This is a genomic window from Parvibaculum sp., assembly GCF_049651025.1.
In the GTDB taxonomy this organism is placed as follows: Bacteria; Pseudomonadota; Alphaproteobacteria; order Parvibaculales; family Parvibaculaceae; genus Parvibaculum.
In genome coordinates this window covers 1-24,582 of sequence record NZ_JBASBH010000117.1, presented here as the reverse complement: position 1 = coordinate 24,582, position 24,582 = coordinate 1, and the positions used below count along the sequence as shown (strand labels likewise).

Annotated in this window: 20 protein-coding genes and 1 pseudogene; 17 read left to right on the top strand and 4 right to left on the bottom strand. The window is 62.4% G+C overall.

Features of this window, described 5'->3' with window-relative positions; genetic code table 11:
- The 5 genes from WA943_RS15505 to WA943_RS15485 all read left to right on the top strand — a co-directional run.
- On the top strand, nt 1-265 hold a 265-nt coding region (locus tag WA943_RS15505; protein WP_424470798.1), incomplete at its 5' end, for a nitroreductase family protein.
- A 147-nt stretch (nt 266-412) separates the two neighbouring features.
- A complete protein-coding gene (locus WA943_RS15500; protein ID WP_424470797.1) occupies nt 413-790 on the top strand; it encodes a PepSY domain-containing protein in 378 nt (125 codons plus the stop codon).
- A gap of 1 nt (nt 791) precedes the next feature.
- Complete coding sequence (locus WA943_RS15495) at nt 792-1,463, top strand: response regulator (protein ID WP_424470796.1); 672 nt, start codon at nt 792-794, stop codon at nt 1,461-1,463.
- The gene (locus tag WA943_RS15490) at nt 1,453-2,847 is read left to right on the top strand and encodes an ATP-binding protein (RefSeq protein WP_424470795.1); all 1,395 of its coding nucleotides are present in this window, start codon (nt 1,453-1,455) and stop codon (nt 2,845-2,847) included. The genes WA943_RS15495 and WA943_RS15490 overlap by 11 nt, the downstream gene beginning before the upstream one ends.
- Nucleotides 2,848-3,077: 230 nt before the next feature.
- Nucleotides 3,078-3,566, top strand: a complete 489-nt coding sequence (locus WA943_RS15485) for an RT0821/Lpp0805 family surface protein (protein WP_424470794.1) — start codon at nt 3,078-3,080, stop codon at nt 3,564-3,566.
- Nucleotides 3,567-4,071: 505 nt separating this feature from the next.
- Here the strand turns inward: WA943_RS15485 and WA943_RS15480 are convergent.
- Nucleotides 4,072-5,442: a YhjD/YihY/BrkB family envelope integrity protein gene (locus WA943_RS15480; protein WP_424470793.1), complete on the bottom strand. Its 1,371-nt coding sequence runs from the start codon at nt 5,440-5,442 to the stop codon at nt 4,072-4,074.
- Between the two features lie 211 nt (nt 5,443-5,653).
- Here WA943_RS15480 and WA943_RS15475 point away from each other — a divergent pair, with 211 nt between their 5' ends.
- Nucleotides 5,654-7,078 (top strand): hypothetical protein, encoded by a 1,425-nt coding sequence (locus tag WA943_RS15475; RefSeq protein ID WP_424470792.1) that lies wholly within the window; start codon nt 5,654-5,656, stop codon nt 7,076-7,078.
- On the opposite strand, the gene WA943_RS15470 is transcribed toward WA943_RS15475, so the two are convergent.
- Both WA943_RS15470 and WA943_RS15465 read right to left on the bottom strand, forming a co-directional pair.
- The gene (locus WA943_RS15470; protein ID WP_424470791.1) at nt 7,079-8,092 is read right to left on the bottom strand and encodes a D-cysteine desulfhydrase family protein; all 1,014 of its coding nucleotides are present in this window, start codon (nt 8,090-8,092) and stop codon (nt 7,079-7,081) included.
- On the bottom strand, nt 8,092-9,312 hold the full coding sequence (locus tag WA943_RS15465) for a CaiB/BaiF CoA transferase family protein (RefSeq protein WP_424470790.1): 1,221 nt from the start codon (nt 9,310-9,312) through the stop codon (nt 8,092-8,094). The genes WA943_RS15470 and WA943_RS15465 overlap by 1 nt, the downstream gene beginning before the upstream one ends.
- Before the next feature lie 208 nt (nt 9,313-9,520).
- On the opposite strand from WA943_RS15465, the gene WA943_RS15460 reads away from it, so the two are divergent.
- Nucleotides 9,521-11,350, top strand: coding sequence for a sensor histidine kinase (locus WA943_RS15460; RefSeq protein WP_424470789.1), 1,830 nt, complete (start codon nt 9,521-9,523; stop codon nt 11,348-11,350).
- Between the two features lie 121 nt (nt 11,351-11,471).
- A complete protein-coding gene (locus WA943_RS15455) occupies nt 11,472-12,785 on the top strand; it encodes an Hsp70 family protein (protein ID WP_424470788.1) in 1,314 nt (437 codons plus the stop codon).
- Here WA943_RS15455 and WA943_RS15450 read toward each other — a convergent pair.
- On the bottom strand, nt 12,775-14,940 hold the full coding sequence (locus WA943_RS15450) for an acylase (RefSeq protein ID WP_424470787.1): 2,166 nt from the start codon (nt 14,938-14,940) through the stop codon (nt 12,775-12,777). The genes WA943_RS15455 and WA943_RS15450 overlap by 11 nt on opposite strands.
- 148 nt (nt 14,941-15,088) lie before the next feature.
- On the opposite strand from WA943_RS15450, the gene ccmI reads away from it, so the two are divergent.
- The 9 genes and pseudogenes from ccmI to WA943_RS15405 form a co-directional block, all read left to right on the top strand.
- Nucleotides 15,089-16,216: a c-type cytochrome biogenesis protein CcmI gene (gene ccmI, locus WA943_RS15445; protein WP_424470786.1), complete on the top strand. Its 1,128-nt coding sequence runs from the start codon at nt 15,089-15,091 to the stop codon at nt 16,214-16,216.
- A 60-nt stretch (nt 16,217-16,276) separates the two neighbouring features.
- A complete protein-coding gene (locus tag WA943_RS15440) occupies nt 16,277-17,209 on the top strand; it encodes a chitosanase (RefSeq protein WP_424470785.1) in 933 nt (310 codons plus the stop codon).
- A gap of 102 nt (nt 17,210-17,311) precedes the next feature.
- Nucleotides 17,312-17,788: a cytochrome c maturation protein CcmE gene (gene ccmE / locus WA943_RS15435; protein WP_424470784.1), complete on the top strand. Its 477-nt coding sequence runs from the start codon at nt 17,312-17,314 to the stop codon at nt 17,786-17,788.
- Nucleotides 17,785-19,770 (top strand): heme lyase CcmF/NrfE family subunit, encoded by a 1,986-nt coding sequence (locus WA943_RS15430; protein WP_424470783.1) that lies wholly within the window; start codon nt 17,785-17,787, stop codon nt 19,768-19,770. Before ccmE ends, WA943_RS15430 begins: the two co-directional genes overlap by 4 nt.
- Before the next feature lie 4 nt (nt 19,771-19,774).
- Nucleotides 19,775-20,233, top strand: coding sequence for a cytochrome c-type biogenesis protein (locus WA943_RS15425; RefSeq protein WP_424470782.1), 459 nt, complete (start codon nt 19,775-19,777; stop codon nt 20,231-20,233).
- Between the two features lie 221 nt (nt 20,234-20,454).
- Nucleotides 20,455-21,897: a DegQ family serine endoprotease gene (locus WA943_RS15420; protein ID WP_424470799.1), complete on the top strand. Its 1,443-nt coding sequence runs from the start codon at nt 20,455-20,457 to the stop codon at nt 21,895-21,897.
- 9 nt (nt 21,898-21,906) lie between these two features.
- Nucleotides 21,907-22,584, top strand: a complete 678-nt coding sequence (locus tag WA943_RS15415; RefSeq protein ID WP_424470781.1) for a winged helix-turn-helix domain-containing protein — start codon at nt 21,907-21,909, stop codon at nt 22,582-22,584.
- Nucleotides 22,571-23,962, top strand: a complete 1,392-nt coding sequence (locus tag WA943_RS15410; RefSeq protein ID WP_424470780.1) for an ATP-binding protein — start codon at nt 22,571-22,573, stop codon at nt 23,960-23,962. Before WA943_RS15415 ends, WA943_RS15410 begins: the two co-directional genes overlap by 14 nt.
- Before the next feature lie 61 nt (nt 23,963-24,023).
- Nucleotides 24,024-24,582: pseudogene (locus WA943_RS15405) on the top strand (bifunctional [glutamine synthetase] adenylyltransferase/[glutamine synthetase]-adenylyl-L-tyrosine phosphorylase); the annotation flags it as partial.

Genomic DNA, 24,582 nt, shown 5'->3' with positions numbered 1-24,582 from the left:
GCAGATGGGCATCGACCAGTGGGCGGACCTTGGCATGTTCACGCAATCGGTGATGCTGATGGCGCGCGAGCAGGGGCTCCACACGGCGCCGCAGGAAGCCTGGGCGATCTGGCCCAAGACCATTGCGGAGTTTGTGAATATGCCGCCAGAGCTTATGCTCTTCTGCGGTATGGGGCTCGGCTATATGGATGAAACGGCACCGATCAACAGCTTGCGCACGGACCGGGCGCCGCTGGAGGAATGGGCCACATTCTCTGGATTCTAAAGCAATTCCAGGAAAAGTGGGACCCGGTTTTCCGTCCGGAATTGCGAGAAAGCAAAGGGCTGGAGCAAGTTTGCGATTCAGAGAAGTGCGAATTTGCGCCAGCCTCATTCATCACAGGTTCAGTCTTGAGGGTCTAAACCGGACGGCATGAACAGGAAGCTCAAACCGCTCTCGCTCCTCATGCTCGCCGCCTCCCTGGCGCTGGGCACGGGGTCCGCGTCTGCGGCTTCCTGGGACCGCGATCTTGGCAGCGGTATCGGCCGGCAGATCGAGCGTTCGGGCATGCGTTCGGATCAGGACCATGCGCGCGAGGCTGTCCGCGAAGGGCGCATCCTGCCGCTGGGCCAGGTGCTCGCGGGCGTTCAGCGGCAATATCCGGGGCGGCTCCTCGACGCTGAATTGCGTGATCGCGGGGGGCGTCAGGTCTATCTCATCAAGTTGATGACAAGGGATGGCAATGTCGCCATCGTCACGGCAGATGCCGCCACAGGGCAGGTATTAGGTTACCGGCAGGGAGGACGCTGATTTGCGATTGCTCGTCGTTGAGGACGACCCCGATTTGAACCGTCAGCTCGTGACCGCCTTGCAGGAGGCGGGCTACGTCGTCGATAGCGCGACGAACGGCGAGGACGGCCATTTTCTCGGCGACACCGAACCCTATGACGCCGTTGTCCTCGATCTCGGCCTGCCGGAAATGGACGGCGTGACCGTGCTTGAAAAGTGGCGCCGTGGAGGGCGCACCATGCCCGTGCTGATCCTGACCGCGCGTGATCGCTGGTCGGACAAGGTGGCGGGCTTCGATGCGGGCGCCGACGATTATGTCGCCAAGCCCTTCTTCATGGAGGAGGTGCTGGCGCGCATCCGCGCGCTGCTGCGCCGGGCGACCGGGCATGCAACGAGCGAGCTTGAATGCGGGCCGCTGCGCGTCGATACGCGGACCTCGCGCGTGACGGTGAACGGCACGGCGGTGAAACTCACCTCGCTCGAATATCGCCTCATCGAATATCTGATCCATCATCAGGGCCGCATCATCTCGCGGACCGAACTCGTCGAGCATCTTTACGATCAGGACTTCGACCGCGACTCGAATACGATCGAGGTTTTCGTCGGCCGTCTGCGCCGCAAGCTCGGCAAGGATATGATCGAAACGGTGCGCGGGCTCGGCTATCGCCTCGCAGCGCCCGAAGATGCGGTTTAAGAATTTCAGAATAGGCTCCGATAGCCTCGCCTTTCGCCTGGTTGCGGGCGCGGCGCTGTGGAGTTCGATTGCGCTGCTTGCGGGCGGCATCATCCTTTCGTCGATCTTCCGCCAATCGGTGGAACGCTCCTTCGATGCGCGCCTCGACGTGCTGCTCGGCAGCCTGATCGCGACAACCGACGTGGACGACAAGGGCCAGATCACGCGGACGCGCGATCTAAACGAAACGCGTTTCGATTTCGCCTATTCCGGCTGGTACTGGCAGATCGCGCCGATCGCCCAGCGCCTCGCCTTGCGTTCGCGCTCGCTGTTCGACCAGTCGATCGACCTCTCTGCCGCCAGAGACACTGAACGCGATATTTCCGGCGCGCGCTTTTTCGATGCGCCGGGGCCGGAGAAGCAAACGCTGCGCGTGATCGAACGGCGCGTGATGTTGCCGGGCTATGATGTGCCCGTGTCGTTCACGGTTGCGGGCGACAAGGCCGAGATGGAAGCCGATATCCAGAGCTTCAACAGCACGGTCTTCACCGCGCTGGCCGGGCTTGGCCTTGGCATCCTCGTCGCGCTGCTCATTCAGGTGCGCTTCGGCCTGCGTCCGCTGGAACGCGTGCGCCGTTCGCTCGCCTCGATCCGCTCTGGCAAGGCGACGCGGCTCGACGGAAAATTCCCCACCGAGATCGAGCCGCTGGCCGATGAAATCAACTCCCTGCTTGAAGGCAATCGCGAGGTGCTGGAACGGGCGCGGACCCATGTTGGCAATCTTGCTCACGCGTTGAAAACGCCGCTCTCCGTCCTGACCAACGAGGCGCGCTCTCATCCCGGCGAATTCGGCGAACAGGTGAGCCGCGCCGCCGTCAATATGCGTGAACAGATCGACCATCATCTGGCGCGCGCGCGCATGGCCGCATCGGCAAATGTTTTCGGCGCGCATACGCCGGTCGCCCATGCGCTGACGCGGCTGGGCCGGGCGCTGGAGCGCATTTACGCCGAGCGCGGCGTGGAGGTGACGGTGCAATGCCCCGAAGACCTCGGTTTTCGCGGCGAGGCGCAAGACCTTGAAGAGATGGCGGGCAACCTTCTCGACAATGCCTGCAAATGGGCGGAATCCACGGTGACGCTGACGGCAGCGCCGGCAAGCGCGCCGCGAAAGGGCCGCCCCGCCATTATCATCACGGTCGAGGATGACGGGCCGGGCGTGCCGGAAGAACAACGCAAGGCGGCGCTGAAGCGCGGCGGCAGGCTCGACGAGACGAAACCGGGTTCGGGCCTTGGCCTCTCCATCGTCACGGAGATTTCCGAACTCTATGGCGGCGAGCTGAAGCTCTCGGAATCGGCGCTTGGCGGGTTGAAGGCGGAGTTGACGCTGCCTGCCTCGAGCGAGTGAACGCGGAACTCTGTTTCCTCAATGGCTGTCACCCCGGCCTTGTGCCGGGGTCCAGTAGCCATGTGCGCAGAGCGAGCCGCCCTGGATCCCGGCACAAGGCCGGGATGACACCATTATCCTCGGCCGGGCGCCCTACCTGAACGCTGGATGAACGGCGCATTCAGCGCTCGCTCAAACATGGCTGCCTAATCTCTCCCCGTTACGTCAACATCAGCCTTCGGGGTACCAACATGAACATCACACGCATTGCAATTGCGGGCGCACTTGCGGTCTCTCTCGCGGGCTGCGCCCAGGGCGGCTACGGCGGATATGGCGGCGCGGGGCCCAAGCAGACCATGGGCACGCTTGGCGGCGCTGTGGTCGGCGGCCTTGCCGGTTCGCAGATCGGCGGCGGTACGGGTCGTCTTTGGGCGACGGGCGCGGGCGTGCTGCTTGGCGCATTGGTCGGCAACAATATCGGCCAGAGCCTCGACCGCGCGGACCAGCAATATCTGACGCAGGCGTCGTACCGCTCGTTTGAAACCGGCGCGCCGGTGCAGTGGAAAAATCCCGATAGCGGCAATTATGGCTATGTCGAGCCGGGCCGTTCCTATCAGTCGCGCGCGGGCGGCTATTGCCGCGAATATAACCAGACCGTCTATATCGGCGGCCGCGCGGAAAAGGCATTTGGAACCGCTTGCCGCCAGCCTGACGGCTCGTGGCAGATCCAGAACGGCTGATCGTCAGCTAACGGAATGTTAAAAGGCCGCCGCGCTCCCTCAAGAGTGCGGCGGCCCAGTTTTGGAACGGCTGCGACGCGATCCGTTTCTTGCTGAATGTTACCGGATCGCTCCGTTTGTCGCTCTTTTGCATTCGCTCGGGTCGCCGGTGGAGCACCGCTCCAGCAGCAACAAGGGACTAAAAGCTCAGACGGAAAGATCCTTAGGAGTACCCGACCTTAACCGCCTTGCCATACGACCCTCTGTCGAGATCGAAATGCTGGCGATAGCAAACGGCGTCATCAAACCGTTAGACATCGGATCACCTCCTTTCAGTTGTTGAAACCAGTAGGGAGCTAGAGCCTGCGGCGCATCGCGCGCGTCGTCAAGAAATGTCTGCCGCGCGATGCATCCGCATCGGCGCAATCGAAAGAAAGCCAGCAATGGCAAGCTTTTTGACGCGAGCTGCGCGGCGAAGAAATCGCGGAGAAAACGCGGCCCGCAACATTTTCGCGCGAATCAAATCTTAACGCGCTGCCGTTTCGCTGGGATGCGGGCTTGCCACGGTTTTCATCTCTTCGCCTGACATGAGCGAGGCGATGGTGGTGCCTTCAAGGACTTCATTTTCGGCCGCGGCGAGTCGGGAGAAGAAATCATTGATGCGCGGCTCATGCGCAAGCGCGCGATCTGGGATGCTGCCCGTGTCGCGCCTGTTGCGCAGCGCCTCGATCACATCGACGACGCGCACCAGCTTTGCGGGACGGCTCGGGATCAAGCGGCTTGGCGTATCGTCCGAATGGGTGATGAAACCCGCATCGTGCAAGGTCGCCTCGATTTCCTGCGCGGATTCCATTGGCAGGCGCAGCTTTTGCGAAAGCGTTTCGTCGGTCCAGGGCGTCTCGCCCTTGTCGAAGGCTTCATGGATGAGCAGCAAGGCGTGAACAGCCATGCGGTGCTGCTGTCGCGAGGTGAGGAGCGCCAGACCGATGACCGGCGAAAGATGGCGGCGTTTCTGAAAGTAAAATGCGATGGAGCAGCCGACGAGCAGGATCAGCCAGGCGGCGTAAAGCCAGATCATGAAAACGACGAGGCCCGCAAAGGCCGAGTAGACGGCAACATATTGCGCGGACTTGACCACGAATGTTGCAAAGGCCCAGCCGGCCGCGCCCCATGCGATGCCCGCGACTGTCGCGCCTACAAGTGCGGAGGTGAAGCGGACCCGCGTATTGGGCACCATCATGTAGAGGAACGTGAAGGTCGCGATCAGAATGACATAGGGGACGAGCTTGCTCATCTGCGTGATGAGAAAGTGTACCGGCGCGTAGTCGATGAACTGGCCGACATAGGCGTTGGAAAGCGCACCCGCCATGATCCCGAGCGCCGTGAAAAGAAGGAGCGGCCCGAGAACGCCCATGCTCACGATTTCGGTGAATTGGCGCGCGAGCGAGCGGCTTGCCTGAACGCGCCAGATATTGTTGAAGGCTTCCTCGATTTTGCCGACCATCGAAACGACGGTGTAGAGCAGAAAGGCGAAGCCGACCGTGCCGAGCACATTCGCATTCACGCGGTCGACGAATTCCATCAGCTTGGCGGTGATCTCGGAACCTTGCGCGCCGAGCGGCCCGAGAAATTCGGTCAGCAATCCTTGAATGTAAACGTCATAGCCAAAGGCGCGGAAGATCGCGAAGGCGATGGCGACTGTCGGCACGAGCGAGAGAAGCGTCGTGTAGACGAGGCTCATGGCGCGCAGGTTGAGCCGCCCGTCGAGCAGATCGCGGATGACGACCCAGGCAATCCGGCACGCCTCGATGAACATCGCCTGCCAGACGGGCAGGGCGTCGAGCGGCGTATCCCAGACGAAAGCGCGTAGACGCTTGTAGAGAAAGGCGGAGTTCATGCTGCCGATGCTAGAGAGTGCGTGCCAAAATGGAAGGGGCTGGGGGCAGGGCTTTGCCCATTTTTCAGCCGGAAATCGCACGCGCTGCGAAATATGCGTTCGCCAGAAAACGCGATTCGTGTGTGAAAGGATTGTTAAGCATGGCCCATTAAGCTTCCAGACGAATGCAGCGGCCTGAAAGCCGCTCTGCGTGTCGTGTGGTAGCAGGGCTATGGAACCGAAACCCAATTCCGCTCTGGCGGAGCGCCTGTCGAACCTCCTGTCGCGGCTTGCGCCGGCGACAGCGACGAAACTCGCCTCCGGTCTGGAGCGCGAAAGGCTGCGCGGCACGAGCGGCCTTCCATACGATCTCATCCTGTCTTCGCTGAGGCCCATTCTCGGTCGCGATCCGGGCCCGCGTTCCGGCGTGCCGGACCCTCTGCGCCAATTCTGCCTCCCCTTTGAAGACCTGCTCGTCGATACGCGCGACACCTCGCTCCATACGCGCCAGATCGCCCGAACCTCCATCGACCCCATCTGGTTCTGGCTGACGACCGAGCTGATGCCCGATGCGCTGCCCGACATTACGGGTCGCATCGTCGAATATACGTTGAACGGTGACAACGCCTCGCTGGGCGGCGCTCTCGCCGTGATGCATGCAAGCTGCTCGGCGGCGCTTCTTGCGGGCCTTGAAACCGCGCGGCGCGACATTGCACAGCGCCGCAAGCTGGAACGTCTGCTCGGCGGCGACGCCATGCTTGAGGATGCGCGCATCATGGCCGGTGTTCTGGCTGTCGCGCCATTCATGCTGGACTTGCGCAATGAATTGCCGAGCCGCATCGAGGATTTCGACGACCGCCTCGTCGCTCTGGTAAGCGGCCTTTATGAGGATGCGCGCGAGACGGCGCCGGATCATGCCATCTATATCCCGCTTGCAACGATGAAGCGGCTTGCCGCGCCATGGCAGATTTTGCGCCTCGCGCGCAAGCTGTCGGGCTTCGGCAACGATGCGGCGCTGAGCCGGTCCGGCCTTTCGGAACTGGGCGTGATATTTCTCAGCGAGCTTGAGGATATTGCGGCGAGCTATGAAGCCAAGCGTCCCGGCAAGGTTGATCTCGCTCACATGCATGAGCGTGTGCTGCGCTTTGCCGAAATTTCCCAGGGCTTCGTTCGCGAAATAGATATTCGTCGAGTCAGCGATTGGGGCCACCGGATTCTCGCGGCGCGTGCGCGGATTTCAGCGGCCATCGCCGAGGAAATGTCGCGCTTCGATCAGGATCTGGCAAAAGCGCTGCCGCTTCATCAGATCGGAACTTATGGCAAGAACGGGCCGCGCAAGCCCGACGTGACGCATGCGCCGAATGCAGAGCGCGTCGCCAAGGCGCAGGCCGACCTGCGCTTTCTGACGGGCATATGTCCGGTTGCTGAATCGATTGGCGTGCAGGCGCATTGCCGTACCATTACGCAGCAGATCGAAACGTCTCTCGTCGCCTATGAGGACGCCCTGCTCGAGGAAATTCGACGCGCTAAGGGAAGCGAGCGGGATAATGCACTCGCTTTCCTCGACATCATCATCGGCTTTCGAGACACGCTCGGCCCGCCCAGCGTCGCCGACACGCTGCGCCGTCGCGGCAAGGTCGCTGCCCAAACGGCCTGACTATTTCCTCAGAAATTCGTCTTCATAGGCAAAGAGGCCCGGCATGCCTCCGGTATGAAGGAAGACCTGCGTCTCGTCCTGCGCGAAGGCGCCGCGCTGGATGAGCGACAGAAATCCGGCCATGCCTTTTCCCGTATAAACAGGATCGAGCAATATGCCCTCGGTTTGCGCGACAAGCTCGACCGCTTCGACCATTTCAGGTGTCGGCACGCCGTAGCGCGGGCCGACAAAGCCGTCTTCAAGCAGAATGGCGTCGGCGGACGGCGCCGCGATGCCGATTTTCTCAGCCGTTGCTGCAGCGAGTTTTGCGATGTCGGCCTTCATGCTATCGGCATCGAGGCGATAGACATTGATGCCGTGCACGGCGGGGCCGTCGGGGCGCATGCAATGGCCGACGACGAGACCGGCTTGCGTGCCGCCGCTCGACGAGGCGTGCACGATGCGCGATTTGCCGATGCCGCGCGCCGCGAGTTCATCGGCGATCTCGATATAGGCCGCCGCATAACCGAATGAGCCGGTGACGGTCGATCCGCCCGCAGGCGTGAAATAAGCCTTGCGGCCTTTTGCGGCAGAATCGGCCATCAGTTCCTTGAAGACCGCAACGGGATTGCCGTCGGGCGGAATGATGTGAATATCCGCACCGAGAATATCGTCGAGGAGGCGGTTGCCGGAGCGGCGATATTTTTCACCGTCGTAAGGCACCATATCGACCAGCACCAGCGTGGCGCGAAGCCCCGCCGCAACGGCGGCTGCCGCCGTCTGGCGCGCATGGTTCGATTGCAGCGCGCCTGTGGTCACAATCGTGTCGCAACCTTCAGCCAGCGCCTCGCCGATCAGAAATTCGAGCTTGCGCGTCTTGTTGCCGCCACCCGCAAGCCCCGTGCAGTCGTCGCGCTTGATGAAGAGCGGCGGGCAGCTCGGGCCGAGCGATGCGCGCAAGCGCTTCATCTCCGTCAGTGGCGTCGGCACATGCGCGAGCGGAAAGCGCGGAAAAGCGCCGAGCGGATCGCTCATCAGACAACACCCTCCGCGCGGAAGCCCTCGATTTCGGCGGGCGAATAGCCAAGGCTCGTCAGGATCTCGTCCGTATGTTCGCCAAGCAGCGGCGCGCGTGTTCGCAAGGTGCCGGGATTTTCCGAAAGGCGCACGGGCGTTTCCATGATCGGCGCGGCGCCCGGCAGGCCGGGAAAAGGCATCGGCTGGAGATAGCCCATCGCCTTGATATGCGGATCGTCGAGCGCCTCTTGCGGCGTGTTGACCGCGCCCGCCGGAATGCGCGCCTTCTCAAGCTCGGCCAGCGCCTCCGCCGTGGTGCGCGTCGCCGCCCATTGCGATGTGCGCTCCGACAGCAGCGCGCCATTGTCGCCGCGCGCGAGATCGTCCTTGAAACGCGGATCGGTGAGCCAGTGATCCTCGCCCATCAGCCGCGCCCAGCGCTTGAAAAGCGGCGCGCCGATGGCCTGCACGAGAATCCAGCCGTCTTTCGTGCGCACAATGTCGGCGGGGCCTGCATAAGGCGAGCGATTGCCGATGGCGATGCGGTTGGTCTGGCGCAGCTCCTGCTCGATGAGATGGAAATTGAAATAGGCGAGCGCGGTCGAAAGCAGTCCGCCTTCGACGATTTGCCCGCGGCCTGTCTTTGCCCGCTCCATCAGCGCCGCCATGGTGCCGAAAGCGGTGAGCGATGCCGTGCCGAAATCGACCCAGGGCGCGTAGCTTTTGACCGGCTCGTCCGGTGTGCCAGTGAGATAGGCCGCGCCGACCATCGATTGCGCGACACCGTCAAAGCCGGTGCGCTCGCTGTAAGGCCCGCCATGCCCGAAGGCCGAGACGGTGGTGAGAATAATGTCGGGCTTCGCCGCGACGAGGCTTTCATAATCGAGGCCCATCGCCGTCAGCGTGGAGGGCGGCAGATTTGCGACGACGACATCCGCCGTGGCGACCAGACGTTTCACAATGGCACGGCCGGTTTCGGTCATGGGATCGAGCGTGAGGCCGCGCTTGTTGCGGTTCATCTGAAGGAACATCGCTCCTTCGCCGCCTTCGCCCGCGCCCGCTTCAGGCACGATGGGCTGGACGAAACGGTCTTCGCTGCCGTCGCGCTTTTCGATGCGGATAACCTCTGCGCCGAGATCGCCGAGCAATGCGGCGCAATAGGGGCCGGCTATGTAGCGCCCGAAATCGAGCACCCGAACGCCCGCCAATATGCCCTTTTTTGCGTCTTCAGCTTTCACAGCTCCGATCCTCCCTCGCATATACGGCCCTGTTCGGGCTCCTGTTGGTCGCACGATAGGCGGGGCGCCCCGCCAATGAAAGCCCTCGGAAACTCGCAATTTTGCTATTTCTTTAAGGTTTGCTCCTAGGGTTGCCCCGGAAATTGGCTGGCTCGTTGTCGGCCAGGGGGGAGTAGAGCCTGTGGCCAACGCAATCCAGCGGGACGTTTTGACAAGATCGCACGGCGCGGCAACGCCGCCGCATGTCGAGCGTGCGTTCCTGTGGAACGGCGAATTCGCAGATCCGGTGCTTGAAAGCCAGTTCCGCGACGCGACCTGGATCGAAACCATCGAGCGCATGCGCGGCATTCAGCTTGCGATTCTGGTTTTCGCAGGCTGGGGTGTCGTCGATTATCTGATGCTGGGCGCAACATGGCCCGTCGCAATGATTATTGCAGGTCGCTTGTTTGCGATCCTTCTCGCGCGTCTTCCGGGCCGGATGTTCGGCGATGCGCGGCAACACAACGCGTTTTACGTCTCCCTCACGCTCCTTCAGGCCTATGTATTCGGCGTATTCCTGCTGGCGGTATATTCCGGCGGGATGCCGCCGACCGAAAATGCCCTGAGTGCGCTTGTCATTATCTTCGCATTCTATTTCGGCGTTCCGAACCGCCTCACCCTGAACATAGCCGTGTCGCTGCTGGCGACTGTCGCCTTCATTGCGGTGATCGCGCAGTTCAACAATGTGTTGCCGCGCGGCATTGCGCTGATCGCGCTGCTGCTTGTGGTTGGAAACTTCTGCGGCGCGCAGGCCATTCGTGTCACGAGCCGCCTTCGCCGCATGCAGTTCCTCACGCTGATACATCAGCAGGAGTTGAACGAACAACTCATCAAGGAAATCGCCGTCCGTCAGGATGCGCAGCGCGCCGTGCAGGCGACAGAAGAGAATTTCCAGAGCATATTCGTTGCCGCGCCTTTGCCACTGGCGCTGATCGATCCGGCAACGCATCGCGTCATTCAGGCCAACAAGGCGGCGCTTGAACTGTTCGGCTTGAAAGAGGAAGAGGCGACGAGCATAGACGCGCGCGAAGTCTTTGCAGATGAGGATATGCGCGAGCGTCTCGGCGAAGCGGCGGCAGGACAGCGGCGGCGTGCCCCGATCGAAGCGCGCCTCGTTCGTGTGAACGGTGAAAACATCTGGGCGCATATATCGGCGGCGCTTGTGCGCTTTCATGGCTCACCTGCGCTTCTCGTCGCTCTTCAGGATGTAACGGCGCGCCGTCGCGAGGCCGAGGCCCTGCGCGAAGCGCGCGACCAGGCAACCGATGCCAGCCGCTCGAAATCCGAATTCCTCGCCAATATGAGCCACGAGCTTCGCACACCGCTGAATGCCATCATCGGCTTTTCCGAGGCGCTGGAACGCGAGTTGTTCGGCCCCGTCGGCAATCCGCGCTACCGCGAATATGCCGAGGACATTCACGATAGCGGCGTACATCTGCTCAATCTCATCAATGACATTCTCGATCTGTCGAAGATCGAGGCTGGCCATTTCACGCTGCATGAGGATGACGCCGATCTCGACGCAATTGTCGCTTCCGCCTGCCGCATCGTGCGCCATCGCGCCCAGCAGGCGGCGATCTCGATAGAAATCGCCTTGCCCACGCCCACCGTCAGCCTTGTCGCGGACGAGCGGGCGATGAAGCAGGTGCTCATCAACCTGATTTCAAATGCGGTGAAATTCAGCAGCGACCGCAGCACGGTCCGCATCGAGGCGCACGTCAGGGCCGAAGGCTTGCGCATCGCCGTCGTCGATACCGGCATCGGCATTGCCGAAGACGACATCCCCAAGGCGCTCGCACCCTTCACCCAGATCGACGGAACGCTCTCGCGCACCCATGAAGGCACGGGCCTCGGACTGCCGCTGGCCAAGCACCTGACCGAACTTCATGGCGGTGCACTGACGATCAAGAGCGCGCCCGGCGAGGGAACGACTGTTTATGTCGACCTGCCGCTTTCTCGCCTCATCCTTGCGGCGCGACACCAGATTCACGCGGTCTGAGGGCTGGACAGGGAACCGGCCCTCGGTTAGAACCGGCGCCCCTTCGAGACAGTCATAATCCAAACAAGCATCGCAGTGACGCCCGGCTTTGGCGCGCGTCATACGGATGCGAGGTAATTCCATGTTTATCGGCCTTGATTTCGGCACGACGAACAGCGCGCTCGCGCTGGCACCGGCGCAAGGCCCGGCAAGTCTCGTTCCGCTGCGCCAGAACGACGCCGACCACACGACTTTCCGCTCGCTCCTTTATTTTGAAGAGGGCGACCGCGATGCGAGCGGCCGCGCGCATGCCTTTGCCGGTCCGGCGGCGATCGACGCCTATCTGCAGGGCGGGGAAGGGCGGCTGATCCAGTCGATCAAATCCTATCTCGCCAATCCGGAATTCACCTCCACCAACATATTCGGCAGCCGCTTCACGCTGGAAAATCTGATCGGCACGGTCGTCACGCGCATTATGGAAGCTGCCGCCTATTCGCAGGACGTGGCAACGGCGCGGAGGCAGGCCCCGGTCGTTGTTGGCCGCCCGGCGCGTTTCGTGCGCAACAGCCTCGGCGCCGCCGGAACGGAGAGCGACGATTTCGCCGTTGCGCGCCTGTTGACGGCGCTGCAGGGCGCGGGCCTTACCGATGTGCATTTCGAGTTCGAGCCGGTCGCGGCGGCCTTCGCCTATGAATCCGGGCTGACGCGCGACGAGCTGGTTCTGATCGGCGACTTCGGCGGCGGCACCAGCGATTTCTGTCTGCTGCATGTCGGCCCCGGCATGCGCGAGGTCAAGAACCGCGCCGAAACCATCATCGGCGTTTCCGGCGTCGGCATAGCAGGCGACGCATTTGATGCGCGCATCGTCGAAAATGTCATCGCGCCGAAGCTCGGCAAGGGCACGTCATATGAAAGCACGGGCCGCAAGATATTGCCGACGCCTGCATGGATTTACGACAGCCTGAAGCGCTGGCACCAGTTGAGCTTCTTGAACACTTACAAGACGCGCAAGATGCTCGAGGATATCGGGCCGGTCTCGGACGCGCCGGAGGATATCGAGGCGCTGCTGCATCTTATCGTCGAGAACCGCGGCTTCGACATGTATCGCGCTGTCGAGAGCGCCAAGGTGCGGCTCTCCAGCGAAACGAAAACCGATCTGGTGTTCCGCTCCGGCCTCATCGACATTAAGAGCGAAGTCGCCCGCGCGGATTTCGATCGCTGGATCGAGCCTGAGCTGAACGAGATTTCATCTTGCGTCGACAGGCTGATGGAAACCTCCGGCATCGCATCGACGCGCGTCGATCGCGTCTTCCTCACCGGCGGCACGTCCTTCATCCCCGCCGTGTGCAAACTCTTTGCCGAGCGTTTCGGCGCGGAGAAACTTGCAGGCGGCGGCGAACTGACCTCGGTGGCGACCGGCCTTGCGCTCGCCGCCCGTCAGAAATTCATGGCTTGAGGGCGGCCCTTTCGCCGGGTCTGTAGTCCTCGGCAATATGGCCCTGAAGATCGGCTTCCTCGAAAAGCACCGGCTTGGTTTTCATCCCGACGAAGAGCGGCGCCTGATCAGCATAATGCGGCGATCTCTTGTCGAGCGTCGCGCTGCCGAACTGATGAACGCTTTCCGAGCGCAGCTTCCCATGCTCGTCCCATTCGACGAACATGATGAAAGTGTCTCCCGCCCGCGCGGTCAGCGTTCCGTCCGGTTGCGGCTCGCCATAGACCGCGCGATAGGTATCGGGTCCGCCGTCGATCGGCAGATCAACTGAGCCGCGCCGGAAGCGATTGACCTCGCCCCATGTCGGATCGAGACGGTTGAAATGCGTCTTCAGCGTTTTGATCGCCTCGCGCAATGTGTCGAGAGGTTTTGGCGGCGTCTCGCCCTTGAGTTCCGCCATGATGACCGGCTGTGCCATCAACACGCCAAGCGCCGCGCCGCGGCTCTCGACATCGGTGCGCAAATCCCATGCCTTCAATATGTCCTGCGCGGCCTTGAAATCAGCATCGCTGCCCGGATCGACGGCCAGAACATCCTTGATCATCGCCGCAAGCTCCGAGCGCTTGCTATAGGCGAGGTCGTATTTATAGGTGTGGAACTTTTCGCGCGTGATCGAACTATCCGCGCCATAGGTTTCCTCGGCGCGGTAAGCGCGATTGGTCATATTGTCCTGTATGCCAAGCGTCGCGGAGAAATCCCCGGCCTTGAGATTGTCGTTGGCGGCGGTCGCGCGAAACGGCGTGTTGTTCGAATTGAAGACGAAGCCCGAACGCGGATTGAGAAGCTGAGGAATCTTGTCGAAGGGCAAGTAGCTCTTCCAGATCAGGTCCGAGCGGTCGCCCGGCAGCGTCGCTTTCCAGTCGACGCCTTCCTTCCGCACAGGGAACAATCCGTTATAGATATAGGCAATGTTGCCATGCTTGTCGGCATAGATGTAGTTGATGCTCGGCAAAGCCTGCAGCTTCATCGCATCGCGCCACTCGCCAAGATCGCGCGCCTTGTCGAGCCGGTAATATTGTTCGGCCTGCCGAATCTCGCCGATGCCCGCATAGCGAATGGCGAAAGCCCCGCCCGGCACTTTCAGCACGGGCCCATGCTCCGACCACAGGGCCTCGCGTGTCACCGTCCACCAGAACGGGCCCCAGAGCTTCACGCGGATTTCAACCTCCGACTTCTCGAAATCGCGCCATTTCCCGTCGAGCAGATATTGATTGTCATTGGCCGGATTGAGCTTCAACTCATAAATATCGGCAAGATCGGGCTCGTTCACCGTATTCGCCCAGCCGAGATTGCGGTTGTGGCCATGCAGCATGAAGGGCGAGCCGGGAAAGAAGCCGCCTGCAACGTCCCAGCCTTCCTTGCTGTGAAGCACCGCCTCATACCAGGCGACCGGCCCAGTATAGGGCTGGTGGGAATTGACCAGAAGCCGCGTCGCATGGTCCGCCGAGCGTGCTGGCCCGACCGCCATGCCGTTCGAGCCGATGGGAAGCGGCGTCGCTGTGGGCAGGAAGGCATTCTTGCCGTCTTTCGAAAGCTGCTTTTTCAGGCCGCTGAAAAGCGCCATCAACTGCTTGTCGAGGCCGTAGAAAAACGGCGTCTTGAAAACGAAACCGGCGGCGACATCGCGTCCCGTCAGCGGCAGAAAGCCCGGCGTCACCCGCGAGGGATGGAGCGCCGCATAATAATTGACGCCATCCGCATAGGCTTCGAGCACGCGGCGCAGTTCCGGCGTGAGATCTTTTTCATAGCGCGCATCGACGGTCGGCCAGACGCGCATCAGCGCGACGAGATAATCGGTGACGGCGGCGCCCTTGCCTTTGACGGAGGCGAGCTTGCCGCGCACCGCAATCGCCGTTTCCTCGATGGTCGCGTAGTCGTCTTCCGCATGGGCATAGGCAAAGCCGAATGCCACATCGGCGTCGCGCGTCCCGTAAATATGAGGAACGCCATATTCGTCGCGCTTGATGCGCGCGTCATATTGCGCCGCGCGGGCGATGATGGGTGCGGGGTCGAGAGGGGCAGGGGCTTCAACCGCAGCCCGGATCAGAATGGCCACGATGCCGACAAAGACGAGAACAAAAAGGCCCTGAAAGCCCGCTTTGGCGATCCGCAGCATCGTAATTTCCCCCTGGCGCATTGGCGCGGGAGACTAACCTTCTTCAAGAGACGGCGTAAAGGCGCCCGGACGGTGCGGCCCTCCGTCGCTTCCCGGCGGCCTCGCAAGTCTTTATACAAAGGCGGCATTCCAGCGAAAGCGAGCCGCCTTGCCCATACTCTTCTCCAATATCCTGCTCTGGATCGGCTTTGCCCTGATGACGGCTGCCGTTGTCTGGGCACTTCTGCGTCCACTGGGTCGAAAGAGCGCGGAAGGGGGCGATCTTCGCGAAATCGAGCTTTACCGCGATCAGTTGGCGGAAGTCGGGCGCGATCTCGAGCGCGGCGTCATCGGACCTGCGGAGGCCGAAGCCGCCAGAATTGAAGTTTCGCGCCGCCTGCTCGGCGCTGCCGATGCGGCGGAGCGCGCGAAATCCGCGCCGCTGGTCACGCGCGCGCCGCGCCGCCTCATCGCCGTTCTGCTGATGCTGGCCGTGCCGGTCTTCTCGCTCGGGCTTTATCTCTCGCTCGGATCGCCCGATCTGCCGGATGCGCCCTTTGCCCCGCGCATAGCGGTGTCGCCCGATCAACTGCCGCTTGATGCGCTGATCCTGAAGGTCGAGAAACATCTGAAGGACAATCCGGCAGACCAGCGCGGCTGGGAAGTGCTGGCGCCTGCCTATATCCGTCAGGGCAATTATCCCGCCGCCATCAATGCCTGGAACCGGGCGATCCTGCTTGGCGGCGAAACGGCAAGCCGACTTGCGGCGCGCGGCGAGGCGGAAGTTCTGGCGGCCAATGGCGGCGTGCCTGCTGCCGCTCGCGACGACTTCGCCAAGGCTGTCGCTCTCGACGCGCAGGAGCCGCGCGCACAGTTCTATCTGGGCGTTGCCGAGATAGAAGACGGTCATAAAGACAAGGCGGCCACGCGCTGGAGGGCGCTGCTCGCCGCCGCGCCGAAAGATGCGCCCTGGCGTGGAAGCATCGAGGCCGAATTGGCCGCGCTGACGAAAATGCCTGCGCCCGGCCCGACCGCCGAACAGGCAGGCGCCGCGGCAAGCATGACGCCGGAAGCGCGTCAGCAAATGATCGGCGGAATGGTCTCCGGCCTTGCCGCGCGCCTTGAGCAAAATCCGAACGATCTCGACGGCTGGCTCCGCCTCGTGCGCGCCTATGGTGTGCTCGGCAAACAGGACGAAGCGAAAGCGGCGCTGACGCGTGCCCGCACCGCTTTTGCTACCGACAAGACGGCGCTCGCAGAACTCGACGCGGCGGAGAAAAATCTGACGGCACAATAATCCTCTGCCTACCGAACTCTCGGCTAGGATGGCCGCAGATTCGCGAAATGGGGTGGGGACATGCTGTCGGAACTACAGAAACAGGCCGCTCAGGCCATCGTCAATATTTTCGAGACGGGAAAGACGCTGGGCGATTACGCACGCGTCACGCTTCTGGCGGGCGATCCGGGCCATCTCACCTATGGCCGTTCGCAAACGACGCTTGGCAGCGGCAATCTCTATCTGCTTATCAAGTCCTATTGCGACGCGCCGAATGCTGCATGCGGCCGCGCGCTGAAGCCCTATCTGAAACGCCTCGCCGATATCGACCTGTCGCTCGACCGTGACGCGACGCTGCGCGCCTTGCTGACGGAAGCGGGCGGCGATCCGGTCATGCAGGATGCGCAGGATGCATTTTTCGACCGTGTCTATTGGAGCCCGGCGGCCAAGGCCGCGTCGGCGCTGGGTTTCGCCGCGCCTCTTTCAACGGCGGTCGTTTACGACAGCCTCATCCACGGCTCATGGGGCACGATTCGTGATCTGACGACGAAGCGCGTCGGCGATCCGGCCAGGGCGGGCGAGAAAAAATGGGTGCCCGCCTATGTCGCCGAACGGCGCAACTGGCTCGCCACCCATTCCAACACGCTGCTCCGTCGCACCGTCTATCGCATGGACGCTTTCAACACCCTCATCAAGAACGGCAACTGGACGCTTGGCGTTCCCATGTCGGTCTGCGGCGTCTCGGTCGATGAGGCGGCGCTTTCCTGCCGCGCGCCGGTCCTGGTGTCGGCAAACGATGCGGCGACACGCAACCTTCGCCTCACCAATCCGCCCATGACCGGGAATGATGTCAAAGCCTTGCAAAAGGCCCTGACGCGAGAGGGTTATGCGGTCAACAGCGACGGGGTCTTCGACGAGGGGCTGGATGGCGCGTTGAAAGCCTGGCAGGAGGAAAACGGCATCGTCGCCGATGGCATAGCTGGCCCCGCCACCCGGACGATTCTGGGGTTCTAGCCCCGCCGCGACCGCTCCGCGCGACCATTTGGCGGTTTGAGGCCGCCGCCGCCCCGGCTATACCTGTGCGCAAGTGACAATGCCGGGAGCCTCGAAGCAAGCATGACGCGCAAAAATCGCCGCGCCGCCTTTATTGTGCTGGGTCTTGCCATTCTGGCGGGCGCCATTGGGCTGGTGCTCAATGCCATGCGCGACAATATCGTGTTTTTCTACAGTCCGAGCGAAGTGGCCGAACGCGACATCGGCCCCGGCGCACGCATCCGCCTTGGCGGCATGGTCGAGGAAGGCACGCTCCGCCACACGGGCCCAACCACGGTGAGCTTCAACGTCACCGACTACGCAAAGACGGTCACTGTCACCTACACGGGAATTCTGCCGGACTTGTTCCGCGAAGGGCAGGGCGTCGTGACCGAAGGCACGTTCAGCCCCGACGGCGCATTCACCGCCGACACGGTGCTGGCAAAGCACGACGAAAAATACATGCCGCCTGAAGTCGAGGCGAGCCTCAAAAAGGCAGGACGCTGGCAGGAAGGCGCCGGGACGCCAAAGCCCGACGCAGAAAAGACCCAAACGCCATGATCGCTGAACTGGGACATTTCGCGCTCGTACTCGCCTTCGCGGTTGCGCTGGTGCAGATGGTTGTCCCGATGATCGGCGCGCATCGCGGCGACGAGGGTTTGATGGGTGTTGCGCGCAGCGCCGCTATCGCGCAATTCGTGCTCATCGCCTTCGCCTTTGGCGTTCTGGTCTATGCCTTCGTCGTATCGGATTTTTCGATCAGCCTCGTTGCCGAGAACTCGCATTCGACGAAGCCGCTCATTTACAAGATTTCCGGCGTCTGGGGGAACCATGAAGGATCGATGGTTCTCTGGGTGCTGATCCTCGCTCTATACGGCGCGCTCGTCGCGGTTTTCGGCAGCAACCTTCCTGCTCCCTTGCGCGCCCGCGTGCTGGCCGTGCAGGCGTCGATCGCGGTTGCCTTCATCGCCTTCATTCTCTTCACCTCCAATCCATTCCTCCGCCTCGATCCTGCACCCTTCGAAGGACGCGGCCTCAATCCGCTGTTGCAGGACCCCGGCCTCGCTTTCCACCCGCCATTTCTCTATGCGGGCTATGTCGGTCTTTCGATGGCCTTCTCCTTCGCCATCGCCGCGCTGATCGAAGGCCGCGTCGATGCAAGCTGGGCACGCTGGGTGCGCCCATGGACGCTCGGCGCATGGACCGCGCTCACCATCGGCATCGCCATGGGTTCGTGGTGGGCCTATTACACGCTGGGCTGGGGCGGCTTCTGGTTCTGGGACCCGGTCGAAAACGCCTCGCTGATGCCGTGGATCGTCGCGACCGCGCTTCTCCATTCCGCCATCGTCGCTGAAAAGCGCGGCGCGCTGAAAAGCTGGACCATATTGCTGGCCATCATCGCCTTCTCGCTTTCGCTGGTCGGCACATTCCTCGTGCGCTCCGGAGTGCTGAATTCCGTCCATGCCTTCGCCAGCGATCCGATGCGCGGCGTCGTCATTCTGGGCATCGTCACGGTCTTCGTCGGCGGTGCGCTGACGCTTTACGGCTGGCGTGCCCATGTGCTGAAGGCGGAAGGCATGTTCGCGCCGATGAGCCGCGAAGGTGCGCTGATCGTCAACAATCTGCTGCTCTCCGCCGCTGCCGCCGCCGTCTTCATCGGCACGCTTTATCCGCTGTTCCTCGATGCGGTGGACGGCCCGAAGATCACCGTCGGCCCGCCTTTCTTCAATCTCACCTTCGTGCCGATCATGGTGCCGCTGCTTTGCCTCGTGCCGCTCGGGCCGCTGCTCGGCTGGAAGCGCGCCGATCTTGTCGCGGCGCTTGAGCGTCTGATGGGCGCGGCAGCGCTTGCCTTCCTCGTCTGCATTGCTGTGCTTGCTTTCGTCAGCAAAGGGCCCTGGCTCGCTGCGCTCGGCATGGGTCTCGCCACATGGCTGGTCGCGGGCGCCTTCTTTGAACTCGCGTGGCGCATCGGGCTTTTCGGAAGCCCCATCGGCAAGTCGCTCCGCAAGGCCCGCCATCTGCCGCGCGCCCAATGGGGCATGGCGCTGGCCCATGGCGGCCTCGGCATCGTCGTGGCGGGCGTCGTCGGCATGACGGCATGGCGGACGGAACTTGTGACTGCGCTGAAGGAGGGCGAAAGCGCCGAACTTTCCGGCTACACGCTCACGCTTGAAAAAGTCGGCCTGCGTCAGGGGCCGAATTACGAAGCGCTGGTCGGCGTCGTCCATGTGAAAAAAGGCGAACGCGATCTCGGCTTCATGCTGCCGGAGAAGCGCCGCTTCCCGGTCGAGCGGCAGGAGAAGACCGAAGCGGCGATCCGCACCAACGGCATGTCCGATCTCTATATCGTCATCGGCGATGATAATGGTCACGGCGGCTGGACGATCCGTGCCTATGAGAACAACTTCGCGCCCTGGATCTGGATCGGCGCGATGATCATGGCGGCAGGCGGCCTCGTCTCGCTGACGGACAGGCCCTACCGCGTCGGCGCGCCCTCGCGCGCACGCCGTTCCCGCCTCGCCCCCAGCCCGGCGGAGTGAGGCGATGCGCGCCGCTTTCTTTGCCTTCCTCTTTCTCTTTGCCGCGTTCGGTCCCGCGCTCGCCGTTGAGCCCAGTGAAAAGCTGGCCGATCCGGTGCTCGAAGCCCGCGCGAGAGAGATATCGAAGGAGCTGCGCTGCCTCGTTTGCCAGAACCAGTCGATCGACGATTCCGATGCCGATCTCGCTCGCGACCTTCGTCACCTCGTCCGTGATCGATTGACCGCGGGCGACACGGACCAGCAGGTGCTGGACTTCATCGTCGCGCGCTACGGACAGTTCGTCCTTTTGCGCCCGCCCTTCGAGCCGGTGACCTGGTTGCTCTGGTTTGCACCGGCGGCCGTGCTGCTGATCGGGGTAGGGGGCTTCGTCATGGTTTTCCGCCGTCGCCGCTCCGATCCCCTTCAAGCGCTTGATCCTGCGGAAAAAGCCCGGATCGACCGGCTGATGAACGGGACTGAATAGGCCGGAGCCTGACTGTCTCCTTTGGCCTAAGCCGAAATTGCCGGGCGGTGTTCGATTTTCCGCCATTATTCAGCCATACCAATCTGTAATGTTTTAGACATGAATTGGTAAGGTACGATGGCCACATTTGGTGGACCGGACACATTCGGCAATACCCAGTCACAGGAGTTTCCTACATGACGAACAGCGCGCGCGATGGCGGTGTTGCGACACACAAGCTTATGCGCACAGCGGCTGCGCTTGCGGCAGTTGGCGCAATCGGATTTGGCGTATTGGGTTCACCCGCATTCGCGGAAACCGCGCCTCTGAACGCCCCGACTTCGCAGCGAACGGAGCTGTCGGCGCTGCCGAGTTTTGCCGATCTCGTCGAGAAAGTGTCCCCCGCTGTTGTCAGCATTCGCGTCGTGGAAGAGGAAACGGTGACCGCTGCTGACGCGCCCGACATGCCGTTCCCGCCCGGAAGCCCCTTCGACAAATTCTTCAAGCAGCTTCAGCCCAAGGGCCCGGACGGCAAGCCGCTGAAGCGCAAGGCCATGGCGCAAGGCTCGGGCTTCTTCATCACTGCGGACGGTTATGCCGTCACCAACAATCACGTCGTACAGGGCGGCAAGGACATTACCGTCGTGCAGAATGACGGCACTGAAATGAAAGCGACCCTCGTCGGCCGCGACCAGAAGACCGATCTCGCCCTCATCAAGGTGAAGGTGACGAAGCCGATGCCCTATGTGGCTTTCGGCGACAGCGACAAGCTGCGCGTCGGCGACTGGGTGCTGGCGGTCGGCAATCCCTTCGGTCTTGGCGGCACTGTCACGAGCGGCATCGTTTCGGCGCGTGGCCGCGAGATCGGCGCAGGCCCCTATGACGACTTCCTCCAGATCGACGCTTCGATCAATCGCGGCAACTCCGGTGGCCCGACCTTCGACATTCACGGCAACGTCATCGGCGTGAACACGGCGATCTTCTCGCCGACCGGCGGCAGCGTCGGCATCGGCTTTGCGATCCCGTCGAACATTGCCGAAAAGGTCGTGAAGCAGCTTCGCGAAAACGGCAAGGTCACACGCGGCTGGCTCGGCGTGAGCATTCAGCCTGTCGACGCCGATCTCGCGACAAGCCTCTCGCTCGACAAGCCCAAAGGCGCGCTCGTCGCCGAGGTAACGCCCGGTAGCCCCGCCGCGAAGTCAGGCATTGTAGCCGGTGACGTCGTCGTCAAGGTCAATGGCGCCGACATGGAAGATGTCCGCGCCGTGAGCCGCACCGTTGCGGATCTGCGTCCTGGCACAAAGGCCGATATCGTGTTGTGGCGTGGCGGCAAGGCGAAGAGCATCAGCGTCGCCATTGCAACCTTCCCCGACAAGATCGAAACGGCGTCTGCGGACGAAACCGCGCCGACAACCGAAAACGCAACGCAAAGCCTCGGCCTCGCCCTGACCTCGACGCCCGCTGGCGTCGCCGTTCAGAGCGTCGATCAGAACAGCGAAGCGGCCGAGAAGGGCATTCAGGTCGGCGATGTCATCGTCAAGATTTCCGGTCGCGACGTGAAAACGCCGAGCGATATCGTCGATGGCGTAAGCGCGGCGAAGAAGGCGGACAAGTCTTCCGTCCTCCTGCTTCTGCGCACGCAGGATCAGCAGCGCTTCGTCGCCCTGACGATCAAAAAGGGTTAAGCGCAGGCCATGCGCATCCTCGTCATCGAAGACGACCTTGAAGCGGCCGCCTATGTCGTGAAGGGTCTGCGCGAGAGCGGCCATATCGTCGATCATGCGGCGGATGGCGAGGAGGGGCTCACCCTCGCGCTCTCGGGCTCCTTCGACGTCCTCATCGTCGATCGCATGTTGCCCAAGCGCGACGGGCTCAGCGTCGTCGCGACGCTGCGCACGGAAAATGACCGGACGCCGGTTCTCTTCCTCTCCGCGCTTGGAGAGGTGGATGACCGCATCATGGGGCTGAAGGCGGGAGGCGACGACTATCTGACGAAGCCCTACGCCTTCGCCGAACTTCTGGCGCGGATCGAGGTGCTGGTCCGCCGTTCAAACCCCGATCAGGTCCGCACGAAACTCACCGTCGGCGACCTTGAGGTCGATCTCCTCGCCCGCAAGGTCAGCCGGGCGGGGCAGGATATCGACCTTCAGCCGCGTGAATTTCGCCTGCTCGAATATCTGATGAAACATGCAGATCAGGTCGTCACACGGACCATGTTGCTTGAGAACGTATGGGAGTATCATTTCGACCCTCAGACAAATGTGATCGACGTGCATATCTCGCGGCTCAGGGCGAAGATCGACAAGAACTTCAAGCAGCCGCTTTTGCACACGGTCCGAGGGGCCGGGTATTCTCTACGTGCTGCCGATTAATCTCCTCAAGACATCCACCTTCAGGCTCGCGGTCCTGTATCTGGGGCTATTCGCGGCCTCCGCAATCATGCTTCTGGCCTATGTCTACTGGAACACGGCGGGCTTCCTCGTCCGCCAGACGGACGAGGCAGTGCAGGCGGAAATTACGGGGCTTGCGGAGCAATATGCGCAAGGCGGCCTGCCGCTTCTCGTGCATACCGTTATCCAGCGTTCGCGCGATCCGGGGCAAAGCCTTTATCTGGTGCTCGGGCCGTCCGGCCAGTTGCTCGCGGGCAATCTCGATGCGCGCCCCAATGCGACGCCCGGCGCTGACGGCTGGATGGATTTCATCTATAGCCGTCGCGCGCTGGAAGGCGTCGAGCTGAAAGCCGCCCGCGCCCGCGCCTTCTTTCTGCCGGAAGGATTTTACCTGCTTGTCGGCCGCGACGTGCAGGAGCGACGCGAGATTGAAAGCCTCATCACGGGCGCTCTCGCCTGGGCTATCGCGCTGACGCTCGCCCTCGGACTTGTCGGCGGGCTCTTCATGAGCCGCAACATGCTGGCCCGCGTCGATGAGATCAATCGATCGAGTCAGGACATCATGGAAGGCGATCTGTCGCGCCGTCTGCCGATTGCAGGCACGGGCGACGAACTCGACCAGCTTGGCCAGAACCTCAACGCGATGCTCGATCAGATCGAAGCGCTGATGATCGGCATGCGGCAGGTGACGGATAATGTCGCCCACGATCTTCGAAGTCCGCTTAACAGGCTGCGGAACCGGCTGGAAGTGACGCTGTTGCAGGACGTGTCGCCGGAGGAATATCGTCACGTGCTCGAGCGCACGATTGCGGAAGCGGACAATCTTCTGTCGACCTTCAATGCGCTGCTGATGATCGCGCGCGCAGAAGCCGGATCGCTGCGCGAATCCATGACCGGCGTCGATCCCGCCGCCATCATTCGTGACGCCGCCGAACTCTATGAGCCGCTGGCCGAGGAAAACGGCCTCACCATTGTCGTCGATGCGCGCGAGGGCATGCAGGTGCGCGGCAATCGTGAATTGTTGTCGCAGGCCCTGACCAACCTGATCGACAATGCGATCAAGCACGGCAAGCCGACGGATGCCGGCGCCGAGGCGACCATCGAAGTTTCGGCGCGCCTCGATGAAAGCGGACGCGTCCAGTTCGCCGTTGCCGATCATGGGCCGGGCGTGCCCGCGCATGAGCGCGCCCGTGTGGTGGAGCGTTTCGTGCGCCTTGAGGCGAGCCGCAATACGCCGGGCAGCGGCCTCGGCCTGAGCCTCGTCTCCGCCGTCGCGCGGCTTCACAATGGTCGCGTCGATTTCGAGGATAACTATCCGGGTCTTCGGGTCACCCTGTCGCTCCCGGCTGCGACGCGTTGAAACACATTGCGCCTCACCGAAATCTGCTACTCTTTCGCGAAATCGAGCGGGGAGACGCATAGTGACGAGCGCGAATTTGCGCGAGCGGTCGGCAAGGGTGCCAAGGCCCTATGACGCTGAGCGCGCGCTTGCCGAGATGCAGGACCTCGTTCAGTCGGTCGCCTTGATCGAGGACGCATCGACCAGACAACGCGCCACCGCTCTGCTCGAAGATGCCGATGCGCGCCGCGTCATCGACAGTCTTTTCGGCAATTCCCCATTTCTGACGCGCATCATTCGCCTGCATCCGCACTGGTTGCCGCGCCTTCTCGACGAACCTCCATCCGCAACATTCGACGCGCTCCTTGCCCGCACCCGCGCGGCCTCCGATCTTGAAACGCAAGCCGAGGTGATGCGCGCCTTGCGTGTCGCCAAGTCCGAAGCGGCCGTGCTGATCGCATTTGCCGATGTCACGAGCGCATGGGCGCTGGAAGAGGTGACGGAAGCGCTGACGGCTTTTGCCGATGCCGCCGTCGTCGCAAGCATCGAATGGCTGCTGCGCGATGCGGCGCGGCGCGGTCAGGTTCTGCGTGAGGCGCAAGGGCTGACAGCGGAAGGCAGTGGCCTTGCCATTCTCGGCA

What these genes read in the sequence shown, in the direction of transcription:
- WA943_RS15415 (WP_424470781.1), top strand. Translation starts at nt 21,907, where the DNA reads ATGCGCATCCTCGTCATCGAAGACGACCTTGAAGCGGCCGCCTATGTC.
- WA943_RS15430 (WP_424470783.1), top strand. Translation starts at nt 17,785, where the DNA reads ATGATCGCTGAACTGGGACATTTCGCGCTCGTACTCGCCTTCGCGGTT.
- WA943_RS15500 (WP_424470797.1), top strand. Translation starts at nt 413, where the DNA reads ATGAACAGGAAGCTCAAACCGCTCTCGCTCCTCATGCTCGCCGCCTCC.
- WA943_RS15475 (WP_424470792.1), top strand. Translation starts at nt 5,654, where the DNA reads ATGGAACCGAAACCCAATTCCGCTCTGGCGGAGCGCCTGTCGAACCTC.
- WA943_RS15490 (WP_424470795.1), top strand. Translation starts at nt 1,453, where the DNA reads ATGCGGTTTAAGAATTTCAGAATAGGCTCCGATAGCCTCGCCTTTCGC.
- WA943_RS15440 (WP_424470785.1), top strand. Translation starts at nt 16,277, where the DNA reads ATGCTGTCGGAACTACAGAAACAGGCCGCTCAGGCCATCGTCAATATT.
- WA943_RS15470 (WP_424470791.1), bottom strand. Translation starts at nt 8,092, where the DNA reads ATGAGCGATCCGCTCGGCGCTTTTCCGCGCTTTCCGCTCGCGCATGTG.
- WA943_RS15450 (WP_424470787.1), bottom strand. Translation starts at nt 14,940, where the DNA reads ATGCTGCGGATCGCCAAAGCGGGCTTTCAGGGCCTTTTTGTTCTCGTC.
- ccmE (WP_424470784.1), top strand. Translation starts at nt 17,312, where the DNA reads ATGACGCGCAAAAATCGCCGCGCCGCCTTTATTGTGCTGGGTCTTGCC.
- WA943_RS15485 (WP_424470794.1), top strand. Translation starts at nt 3,078, where the DNA reads ATGAACATCACACGCATTGCAATTGCGGGCGCACTTGCGGTCTCTCTC.
- WA943_RS15455 (WP_424470788.1), top strand. Translation starts at nt 11,472, where the DNA reads ATGTTTATCGGCCTTGATTTCGGCACGACGAACAGCGCGCTCGCGCTG.
- WA943_RS15420 (WP_424470799.1), top strand. Translation starts at nt 20,455, where the DNA reads ATGCGCACAGCGGCTGCGCTTGCGGCAGTTGGCGCAATCGGATTTGGC.
- WA943_RS15425 (WP_424470782.1), top strand. Translation starts at nt 19,775, where the DNA reads ATGCGCGCCGCTTTCTTTGCCTTCCTCTTTCTCTTTGCCGCGTTCGGT.
- WA943_RS15480 (WP_424470793.1), bottom strand. Translation starts at nt 5,442, where the DNA reads ATGAACTCCGCCTTTCTCTACAAGCGTCTACGCGCTTTCGTCTGGGAT.